A 9,482-nucleotide genomic window follows, 5' to 3' on the forward strand; every position below is an offset into this window, starting at 1 on the left:
TCCCAGCAGCACCCAGCACGACCCCGACCGGCGGACGGGGCGAGCGCGCCGACCGCGTCCATGCGTGGGAGGCGCGCCCCGCCCTGGGGGACCCCGGGTCCGTCGAGAGGGATGTCCATGTCCGAATGTGCCGATACCTACGCCGCTTCCCACGTCTCACCCGCCGACACCAAGCGCGACGGAGCCTGTAGGGCCCGGACGACGGCGGCCCTCGCCGGGGCGGCCCTGCTCGCCCCCCTCGGTCTGCTGGCCGCGAGTGGCGAGGCCCGGGCGGCGGACGGCGGGGTGTGGGACCGCATCGCGCAGTGCGAGAGCGGCGGCAACTGGCACATCAACACCGGCAACGGCTACTACGGCGGGCTCCAGTTCGCCGCCGGCACCTGGCGCGCCTACGGCGGCACGGCCTACGCGCCCACCGCCGACCAGGCCTCACGTGCCCAGCAGATCGCCGTGGCCACCCGGGTCCAGCAGGCCCAGGGCTGGGGCGCGTGGCCGGTCTGCTCGGCCCGCGCCGGAGCGTCCGGCGGCGCGCCGGGCGCGGGCCCGGCCGGGAGCGGGTCGGCGCACACGGAGCACAAGACCTACAAGGCCCCCGAGTCCCACAAGTCCCGCTCGTCCTACGAGTCGGCTCACGGATCGGCGCAGGACTCGGCACAGCACAAGGCGCGGAACGCCGCGCCGGACCGCGAGACGGAGCACACTGACCGCGGTGCCTCACGCGGCGCGTACACCGTCCGCGCGGGCGACACCCTGAGCGGCATCGCCGCCCGGCACGGCACCACCTGGCAGCGTCTCTACGCCCTCAACACGTCCGTCGTCGGGGACGACCCCGACCTGATCGTGCCCGGGCAGCGCCTCGCGCTGTGAGCCACGGCCCGTCCAGGCGACGGCCCCGTCCGGTCGACCGACCGGACGGGGCCGTTCGCTGTGAAATGCCTGTGTCTCCGCGGCCCTCGCGCACCGGTCCCGAATGGGGTGGGAATGGCCTTCCGGGATCCTTACCGGGCGTGCCGGGGGCGGACCCGCGGCCGTTGTCGTGGCGCTTTCCGCCGGGGTTTTCCGGACGTCGGCCGAGCCCGCGGGAATTGCGTTCGAATGCCTGTGGAAGCGGAACGGAACCGCCCTTGAGGGTGACGGAGTTCCTCCGTCCGGCCGTCGTGATCCTGTGACAGAAATGTGACAGGAGTGACGTAGGTGGCTGTTACCGCCATCCTGGGCTTCCGCGGCCGGGGGCGGGCGCCTAGCGTGGCCGTATGGCACCGATTCCCACTCCGCCCGCGGAGCCCCAGGACAATCCGGAGACGTACGTCGGCCTCGAGGCCGGGCGGGCCGAGCAACTCGCGCGGGAACGCGGCTGGTCGACGGTCAGGTCCCTGTCGCCGGGCGCGATCATCACCATGGAGTACCGGTTCGGGCGGCTGAACTTCGAGGTGGTGGACGGCCGGGTGGCCCGCGCCTGGAAGGGCTGACGCGGCGGCCGGGGCGCCGTCGTGACCGTCAGGGGCGGGCCGCCGAGGTCGTGCCGCGGGGCACACGCTCGGGGTGCGGCGGACGGCGGCTGCCGGCCGGGGTGACCGGTGTGCGCTCCGAGCGGGTCAGGTGCGGGCGGCCCGGGGCGAGGTGGACCGGGCTCCGCGAGCCCGAGCGGCTCGCGCCGACCGGCTCGCGGGCCGCGGCGGTTTCGTCCGCGGCGGTGGCACGCGGCTTGAGCAGCACCGGGGAACCCACGGGGTGGGCCGGTACGGGCACCGGGGCGGGGCGGCCACGGCGGGCGCGCCAGCGGTCGCGCAGGTCGAACAGGGCCGTCTCGACCCTGGCGATCAGCGGCTCGAACCACGGCAGCGCCAGCATGATGAGCACACCGGCGGCCCAGCCGAGGAGCACGTCGCTGAGCCAGTGCGTGCCCAGGTAGACGGTGGTGAGGCCGACCCCGAGCGCGGTCACCGCGGACAGGGCGGACAGCCAGCGGCGCGCTCTCGGGGTGGAGGCCAGATAGGCCAGGATGCCCCAGGTCACCACGGCGTTGGCGGTGTGGCCGCTGGGGAATATATCGCCGCCCAGGCCCATCTCGTTGGAGCCGATGACGGTGGCGTAGTGCGGTCCGAGGCGCCCCATGCCGAGCTTCGCGGCGCCGACCGTGAGGTTCAGCAGCAGCAGCGAGGCGGCGAGGGTGAGCAGCGGGCGCAGGGTGTGCTGCCGCCAGGAGCGCCAGCCCAGCCAGGAGGCGACCATCACGGCGGTGGGGCCGCGCTGGCCCAGCACCACGTAGTAGTCGAGGAACGCGTGGATCTGCGGCCACTGCTGGTACGGCCGGAAGAACATGACCTGCCAGTCCAGGCGGACCAGCCAGGAGGTGGTCACCACGGCCCAGACGATCGCCAGGTAGAAGGCCAGGGTCGCCGAGAAGAGCACGACCCGGTGCCTGCTCATTCTCGGCATGTCGATGTGCGCCGGCCGCTGCTGCTCACGGTCCAGCCTGGCGAACACCCGGTCCAGGCGGGTGAGGGTTCCTTCGGTACGCACCTAATCGACGTTACAGCGGGTGAGCTCAGTTCCCTGACGAATCACGGGGTTTGTGATGACGATGTGATGTGGGATTGCTCTCAACGGGCCTTTATTTCCACGGATTACGCAATCCGGGGACCCCTTCCGGAGCACATTAGCTCTGATCATTCCGGCAGTTGCTTATATCGCGCTTATGAATTCGTTAACCGGAAGCTCGGATGTAATTACCCATCTGCTCATCGGACGAGCGGGCGACCCGGTGGGCGATCGGCGGCGGTTCACGGGGGGCCGGAGCCGTTCAGCCAGAACGCTCCGTAGAGCGCCGAGGCCACCGCGACCGCGCCGACCACCAGCGCCGACCGTGAGGCCCGTGCCCGGGCGAGCGCGAGGGCCAGGGGCAGCAGCAAGGGAAAGGCGGGCAGCAGCAGGCGCGGCTTGGAACCGAAGTAGCTGGACGCGCACAGCGCGAGCGCGGTGACGACGCCCGAGTACACCAGGAGCGGCAGCGGCTGTCCCTGCCGTACGCCGATGACGTACAGCCAGATCACCGCGGCCACCCCGATGATCAGCCCGAGCCCCGCCAAGGCAGAGGGAAAGGAGGTGAACTTGTCGGCGACGAAGCGGGCGAAGGCGTATCCGCCGTCGAAGCCGTTGCGCCAGCCGGCCTGCACATCGAGATAACCGAGCACGCCCCCGCCGGTGCGGTGACCCACCCACAGGACGTAACCGGCGGCGCCGAGCGGCGCGAGCAGCATGCCGAGGAGGAGACGGGAGGGAGCGTGGCCGGGGACAGCGGGGGCGTGTGCTGCCTGCTGTGCGCCGTTCGCCGCCGTCGTACTCCGGTTGCGCACGGACGTGCTCCGGTTGCACACGAACGTGGTGACGGCGGCCGCCCACACCGCGGCCACGACGGCGAGTCCGACCGGCCGGGTCAGCCCCGCCAGCAGCGCCAGGCCACCCGCGGTCACCCAGCGCCCGGTCAGCACGCAGTACAGCGACCAGGCGGCGAGCGCCGTGAACAGCGACTCGCTGTACGCCATCGACTGCACGATCCCGACCGGCAGCACCGCCCACAGCAGCACCGCCCACATTCCGGCCCGCCCGTCTCCCGCCACCGCCCTTCCAAGGCCGTGCTTCGCGCCTTCTTCTTTTCGGCCGTACACATGGTCGACCACCGCGAAGATCCCCCAGGCCGCGGCGAGCGAGGTGAGCAGGCTCACCACGAAGCCCGCGTCCGCGTACGACAGCGGCCCCACCGAGGCGAGCAGCCGCTCCAGCCACGGCAGCAGCGGGAAGAAGGCCAGGTCGGAGTGGACGTCGCCGTTGGGCAGCCGCACCTCGTAGCCGTAGCCGCCCCCGGCGACCCTCGCGTACCAGAGGGAGTCCCAGCGGGCGGTCAGCAGGGTGTACGCGCTCTTGCCGCGCGCCGCGCTCCAGACGGCCAGGGCCACGAGGCCCAGGGCGCGGACGGCCGCGTACCCGAGGAGCGCCGGGGCGGCCCGGCGCAGGGCCGTGGGACGGGCCACCGCCACGCGTGTTGCAAGATCGGTCACGGACTCGATTATCGACCGGGCGCCCGGCGCATCGGACAACCGGCCCTGGCGGCCGGGAGGGCAGTGGCGTACGCCACACGGGTTGGCCGCGAAGTCTGAGAGGTGGGCCACGCGGCACCGGATCGGACTGGCGTACGCTGACGAGTCACTCGCACATCGTCGCGCGGGCCGGAGACCACCGCTCCTCTCCGGCCGCGCCGCGGGGAGTCCCCACCCCGCGGGCCCGCCGACGGCGAGGGTTCATCTGGGAGGTACGTACATGTCCGGGACGACCGCGGCCGCCGCTCGGCTGCGCCGTCGGGCGGCCGGGGCCGGTGCCAACCGCTGGGTCGTCCTGGTCGTGCTCTGCGTCAGCCTGCTGCTGGTCGCGGTGGACGCCACCGTCCTGCACGTGGCGGTGCCCGCCGTCACCGAGGACCTCAGGCCCGGCGCCATCGAACTGCTCTGGATCGTCGACACCTACCCCCTCGTCTGCGCGTCGCTGCTGATCCTGTTCGGCACGCTGGGCGACCGGGTGGGCCGCAGACGGATCCTGCTGCTCGGCTACGCCCTATTCGGCGTCGCCTCCGCCGTGGCGGCCTTCTCGCCCAACCCCCAGACGCTGATCTTCGCCCGGGCGCTGCTCGGGGTCGGCGGCGCCATGATCATGCCGGCCACGCTGTCGATCCTGCGGCAGGTCTTCCCCGACCGGCGCGAGCGGGCGCTGGCGATCGGCGTCTGGAGCGCGGTCGCGGCGGTGGGCGCGGCGGTCGGGCCGCTGCTCGGCGGCTTCCTGCTGGAGCACTTCTGGTGGGGTTCGGTCTTTCTCGTCAACATCCCCCTGATGCTGGTGAGCCTGCCGGTGGGCCGGCTGCTGCTGCCCGAGTCGACGGGCGAGCGGGACGGGCCCTGGGACGTGGTCGGCGCGCTGATGGCGGCGGCCGGGCTGTTCGGGACGGTGCTGGGGGTGAAGCGGCTCGGCGGCGACGAACCGGCGCTGAGCGTGCTCACCCTGGGACCGCTGGTGGTGGGCGTGGTGCTGCTGGTGGCGTTCGTCCGGCGGCAGCGGCGCCGGACGCATCCGCTGGTGGACCTCGGGATGTTCGCGCGGCCCGCGTTCAGCACGGCGGTGGGCTGCATCGTGCTGGCGATGCTGGCGCTGGTCGGCCTGGAGCTGATCGCGGCGCAGTATCTGCAACTGGTGCTGGGGCTGTCCCCGCTGAAGACGGGACTGCGGCTGCTGCCGCTGACGTTCGCCGCGATGGCGGCCGGGCTGCTGGGGGCGCGGATCCTGCGGCGGTTCGGGCCGCGGCTGATGGTGTGCGCCGGGTTCTGCCTGACGGCCGCCGCGGTGGTGGTGCTGACCGCGATGGGCGGCCGGGACGACGCCGGGTTGCTGCTGTCCGGCTTCGTGCTGCTGGGCTTCGGCCTGGAGACGACCCTGTTCGGGGCGTACGAGTCGATGCTGAGCGAGGCGCCGGCCGAGCGGGCCGGCGGGGCGGCGGCGATCGGCGAGACGTCCTACCAGCTCGGCGCGGGCATCGGCATCGCCCTGCTGGGCACGGTGATGAACGCCGCCTACGCGCCCGGACTCGCGCAGGTGCCGGGGGTTCCGGCGGCGGAGTCGGAGGCGGCGTCGCACTCGCTGGGGGAGGCCTACGAGGTCGCCGCGCGGCTCGGCGGGCCGGCGGGGGAGTCCCTGCGGCGCGCGGCCCGGGACTCCTTCGTGCACGGGCTGCATGTGACGCTGCTGGTGAGCGCGGCGTTGTTGCTGCTGGGCGCGGCGGCGGCGCTGCGCCTGCCGCGGGTGATGCAGTGCGACGAGGCGGACGAGGCGGCGGTGGAGCTGCCCGCCCAGCGGGAGGCCGCACGGTCGAGCGTGTCCGTGTGATCATCGGCAAGCCGATGTGATCACCGGCGCAGTGGACGTGATCGCCTGCGGGGTGGACGCGGCGGACACCGCGTCGTACCGTCGGGCCAGAACCACATAACTAGCGCTGCTAGTTTTAAGTCGCCGTTCCGGAGGGTGCCCGCATGTCCCCGTCCCCGAAGTCGTCGTTGCCCCCCTTCGACCCCACCGACCCGCTCGGGATCGACGATCTGCTGGACCCGGAGGACCTCGCGGTCCGCGCCACCGTGCGCGACTGGGCGGCCGACCGCGTACTGCCCCACGTCGCCGAGTGGTACGAGAAGGGCGAACTGCCGGTCATCCGGGAGCTGGCCCGTGAGCTCGGGAGCATCGGGGCGCTCGGGATGTCGCTGAGCGGGTACGGGTGCGCCGGGGCCACCGCCGTGCAGTACGGGCTCGCCTGCCTGGAGCTGGAGGCCGCCGACTCCGGCATCCGCTCCCTGGTCTCCGTGCAGGGCTCCCTCGCCATGTACGCCATCCACCGCTTCGGCTCGGAGGAGCAGAAGCAGCAGTGGCTGCCTCGTATGGCCGCCGGCGAGGTCATCGGCTGCTTCGGCCTCACCGAGCCCGACCACGGCTCCGACCCCGCCTCCATGCGCACCCACGCCAAGCGCGACGGCGGAGACTGGGTGCTCAACGGACGCAAGATGTGGATCACCAACGGGTCCGTGGCCGGGGTGGCCGTCGTCTGGGCGCAGACCGAGGACGGCATCCGCGGTTTCGTCGTGCCGACGGACACTCCCGGCTTCTCCGCCCCCGAGATCAAGCACAAGTGGTCCCTGCGGGCCAGCGTCACCAGCGAACTCGTGCTCGACGACGTACGGCTGCCCGCCGACGCCGTACTGCCCGAGGTCACCGGGCTGCGCGGACCGCTCAGCTGTCTGTCCCACGCCCGCTACGGCATCGTCTGGGGCGCCATGGGCGCGGCCCGCTCCTGCTTCGAGGCCGCCGTGGAGTACGCGAGGTCGCGGGAACAGTTCGGCAGGCCCATCGGCGGTTTCCAGCTCACCCAGGCCAAGCTCGCCGACATGGCGGTCGAACTGCACAAGGGGATTCTGCTCGCCCACCATCTGGGGCGGCGCATGGACGCCGGCCGCCTGCGTCCCGAGCAGGTCAGCTTCGGCAAGCTCAACAACGTACGGGAGGCGATCGAGATCTGCCGTACGGCGCGGACGATCCTCGGCGCCAACGGGATCTCCCTGGAGTACCCCGTGATGCGGCACGCGACCAACCTGGAGTCGGTGCTCACCTACGAGGGCACCGTCGAGATGCACCAGCTCGTGCTGGGCAAGGCGCTCACCGGTCTCGACGCCTTCCGGTGAGGCCCGGGCAGGGCAGGGCCGGCGTGCGGCCCTGCCTCAGCTCTGGTTGAAGAAGCCGTCCGAGCGGTGCGCCCCCGGGTCACCGCTGACGATCTCGGTGTCGGCGGGCGAGAGCAGGAACACCCGGGTGGACACCCGGTCGATGGAGCCGCGCAGGCCGAAGACGAGCCCGGCCGCGAAGTCGACCACGCGCTTGGCGTCGGCCGCCTCCATCGCCGTCAGGTTCATGATGACGGGCACGCCCTCCCGGAACAGCTCGCCGATCGCACGCGCGTCCCGGAAGCTGTCCGGGGTCACGGTGCCGATCCGGCGGCCCTTCTCCTCGGCCGTGTCCGTGGCCACCTTCACCCGGGGGTCGGTGACCCAGGCGTCCCCGGACTCGGTGCCCTCGGAGTAGTCGTCGTCGTAGTAGCGCTCGTCTTCGTTGTCGTCGACGAGGCCGAGCCACGCACTCGCCTTGCGTACCGATCCCATGGACGCCTCCTCTCACAGCGGTCTTTCATGCTTTCCGCGTCCCTATGGTCATCCATGATGCGGACGGCGCGCCAAGTGGATAGACGCCGCGCGGGGGGTTTGTGACGGTACTGGTGCACAGCGGATCCGTCGAGAGCCTTGTGCCCCAAGGGTCATGACCCACACGGCTGCTGACTGAGAGTGAAATATGATTGTCCCCGGCACACGGGTGAGGGACAGTGCGTACGGGTGAACGAACCGGCCGATACGATGCGGCAGCTCAGCGTCGTACACACCACGGGGGATCGTCGTGTTCGGAATCGTCAGGCCATGCCGTCATCGGCTCGGTGACCGTCTCGCGGCCCAATGGATGGCGCACTTGTGCGGGTTGTGCCTGGCGCTGCGCGGCGACCACGGCCAGTTCGCGCGGGTCGTGACGAACTACGACGGCCTTCTCATATCCGTTCTGACGGAGGCTCAGGCCGTATCGGCCGACAAGGACGGCAGGGGCGGAAAGGGCGGAAAGGACGGCAGGCGCGGGGTGGGGCGGCGTACGGCCGGACCGTGCCCGCTGCGCGGCATGCGCACCGCGTCCGTCGCACAGGGTGAGGGCGCACGGCTCGCCGCGGCCGTCTCCCTGGTGCTCGCCTCCGCCAAGGTGGGCGACCATGTCGCCGACGGCGACGGGCTGCTGGCCCGCCGGCCGGTGGCGCTCGCCGCGCGCAAGGTGGCCGGCAGCTGGGGGCGCGCCGGCGCCCGCACCGGAGCCGACGTCGGCTTCGACACCGCCGTCCTGGTCGACGCGGTGGACCGGCAGGTCGGCCTCGAGGCGCTGGCCGGGCCCGGCACCCCGGTCCTCACCGTCACCGAGCCGACCGAGACCGCGACCGCCGCCGCCTTCGCGCACACCGCGGTCCTCGCCGGCCGGCCGGGCAACGCCGAACCGCTCGCCGAGGTCGGGCGCCTGTTCGGACGGCTCGCCCACCTCCTGGACGCCGTGGAGGACCGCGAGGCCGACGCCGCCCGCGGGGCCTGGAACCCGCTCACCGCGACCGGCACCTCGCTCACCGAGGCCCGCCGGCTCGCCGACGACGCGGTGCACGGCATCCGGCTGGCCCTGCGCGACGTGGAGTTCGAGGACGGCCGGCTCGCCCATCTGCTGCTCGCCCACGAACTCCCGCGCTCCGTGGACCGCGCCTTCGGAACCGCGACGTGCGGGCACACGCCCGGGGCCGCCGAGGCCGGCGCCGCACGCGGCGCCTTCGGTCCGCCCCAGGGTCCGTACGCGCCCCAGGACCCCAGGGCACCCCACGATCCGCACACCCCGTACGACCCGGGTCACCCCCACCCCGGTGGCGGCAACCCCTTCGGCGGAGAACCCCCGCGGCCCGGCAAGCGCGGCTTCCTCGCCGGGTGCGCGGCCGCCCTCGGGCTGTGCTGCACCTGCCGGCTGTGCTGCGCCGACGAGTTCGAGGGGCCGTGGTCGCGGCGGCGACGTGAGGGCTGGTGCAGCAACTGCGACTGCGACTGCAGTGGATGCGACGGCTGCGGCGACTGCTGTGACTGCTGCGGGAACTGCTGCAGTTGCGACGGCTGCGACTGCGGCTGCGATTGCTAGGGGGTGTCTCGTCGATCAGGGCGGATCAGGGAGCGGTGCCAGGCGCCGCGAGCCCGGCCTGATCGACGAGACACCCCCTAGGTGTGCTGGCCGGACAGGTTGGTGACGCGGCTGGCTGGTGTTTGGCCGCTGATGCCGGTGTG

8 protein-coding genes are annotated in these 9,482 nt (G+C 72.5%); 5 read left to right on the forward strand and 3 right to left on the reverse strand.

Annotation, left to right across the window (positions count from 1 at the left end):
- The first annotated feature begins 117 nt into the window (after window positions 1-117).
- Together IE318_RS39585 and IE318_RS39590 are read left to right on the forward strand one after the other, a co-directional pair.
- Window positions 118-867 (forward strand): LysM peptidoglycan-binding domain-containing protein, encoded by a 750-nt coding sequence (locus IE318_RS39585; protein ID WP_189907729.1) that lies wholly within the window; start codon window positions 118-120, stop codon window positions 865-867.
- A 386-nt stretch (window positions 868-1,253) separates the two neighbouring features.
- Window positions 1,254-1,469: an I78 family peptidase inhibitor gene (locus IE318_RS39590; RefSeq protein ID WP_030178976.1), complete on the forward strand. Its 216-nt coding sequence runs from the start codon at window positions 1,254-1,256 to the stop codon at window positions 1,467-1,469.
- Between the two features lie 28 nt (window positions 1,470-1,497).
- On the opposite strand, the gene IE318_RS39595 is transcribed toward IE318_RS39590, so the two are convergent.
- Together IE318_RS39595 and IE318_RS39600 are read right to left on the reverse strand one after the other, a co-directional pair.
- Window positions 1,498-2,523: a phosphatase PAP2 family protein gene (locus IE318_RS39595; protein WP_030178973.1), complete on the reverse strand. Its 1,026-nt coding sequence runs from the start codon at window positions 2,521-2,523 to the stop codon at window positions 1,498-1,500.
- 260 nt (window positions 2,524-2,783) lie between these two features.
- Window positions 2,784-4,058 carry a putative hexosyltransferase gene (locus tag IE318_RS39600; protein ID WP_189907730.1) on the reverse strand — a complete coding sequence of 425 codons (1,275 nt, stop codon included), beginning with the start codon at window positions 4,056-4,058 and terminating at the stop codon, window positions 2,784-2,786.
- A 259-nt stretch (window positions 4,059-4,317) separates the two neighbouring features.
- On the opposite strand from IE318_RS39600, the gene IE318_RS39605 reads away from it, so the two are divergent.
- Window positions 4,318-5,928, forward strand: a complete 1,611-nt coding sequence (locus tag IE318_RS39605) for an MFS transporter (RefSeq protein WP_189907731.1) — start codon at window positions 4,318-4,320, stop codon at window positions 5,926-5,928.
- A gap of 143 nt (window positions 5,929-6,071) precedes the next feature.
- Window positions 6,072-7,268: an acyl-CoA dehydrogenase family protein gene (locus IE318_RS39610; RefSeq protein ID WP_030178969.1), complete on the forward strand. Its 1,197-nt coding sequence runs from the start codon at window positions 6,072-6,074 to the stop codon at window positions 7,266-7,268.
- 36 nt (window positions 7,269-7,304) lie between these two features.
- Here the strand turns inward: IE318_RS39610 and IE318_RS39615 are convergent, their stop codons facing one another.
- Window positions 7,305-7,742 carry a cell division protein SepF gene (locus IE318_RS39615; protein WP_030178967.1) on the reverse strand — a complete coding sequence of 146 codons (438 nt, stop codon included), beginning with the start codon at window positions 7,740-7,742 and terminating at the stop codon, window positions 7,305-7,307.
- Between the two features lie 289 nt (window positions 7,743-8,031).
- Here IE318_RS39615 and IE318_RS39620 point away from each other — a divergent pair, with 289 nt between their 5' ends.
- The gene (locus tag IE318_RS39620; protein ID WP_189907732.1) at window positions 8,032-9,339 is read left to right on the forward strand and encodes a DUF5685 family protein; all 1,308 of its coding nucleotides are present in this window, start codon (window positions 8,032-8,034) and stop codon (window positions 9,337-9,339) included.
- Window positions 9,340-9,482: the final 143 nt, after the last annotated feature.

Source organism: Streptomyces spiralis, from assembly GCF_014654675.1.
In the GTDB taxonomy this organism is placed as follows: Bacteria; Actinomycetota; Actinomycetes; order Streptomycetales; family Streptomycetaceae; genus Streptomyces; species Streptomyces spiralis.